Here is a 574-nt window from a genome sequence, read left to right on the forward strand (position 1 = left end):
GCCGACCTTGCCGGCAGGACGGGACGCGCCGCCAGCCTTGGAGCGGGCGGCGATCTGACGCCCGACGCTCCCCCGCCCGGCGCACAGTCCGTTCGCCCCGCGCGCGTCGGCAAGCTGCTGCCCTTCGTGAAATAGCCACCATCCGCATGCCCTGCTTCGAAGGCCCGCTCCCGCAAGGGGCGGGCCTTCGCCGTCCCGGATGCCGGAATTACCCGCCATGCACCGGCCACGCTAAAGTTTCCCCCGTTGCCGCCGATCAAGCCGGTACACGGGATCTATCCCCCGGAAGGAAGGCCACACATGCAGTCCGCAGCCAGACACGCCACACCGTCCCACGACAGCCTTGCCGCCACGGCGGCCCGGGCGCTCCAGTCCGTGGAATCGGCAGCGCGGGCCAAGGCGCCCAATCAGTCCCGTTTGCCCCGTCAACCCCGTCCACTGGATGGCATCACCGCCACCGGCCTCGCGGCCCTTGGCGTGCCGCCCGCCGTGCGCATGGCAGGACGCGGCGCGGCCAGCCTTTCCGACCTTGTGGAAGCGGTGCGCGCCGAAACGTCATGGGCCGCCATGCCGC

At 71.6% G+C, this 574-nt stretch carries 1 pseudogene; it reads left to right on the forward strand.

Going from position 1 to position 574, the window contains the following annotated elements:
• Positions 1-300 precede the first annotated feature (300 nt).
• Positions 301-574, forward strand: a pseudogene (locus FVW20_RS18370) (response regulator); the annotation flags it as partial.

It is taken from the genome of Nitratidesulfovibrio oxamicus (genome assembly GCF_015731765.1).
In the GTDB taxonomy this organism is placed as follows: domain Bacteria; phylum Desulfobacterota; class Desulfovibrionia; order Desulfovibrionales; family Desulfovibrionaceae; genus Cupidesulfovibrio; species Cupidesulfovibrio oxamicus.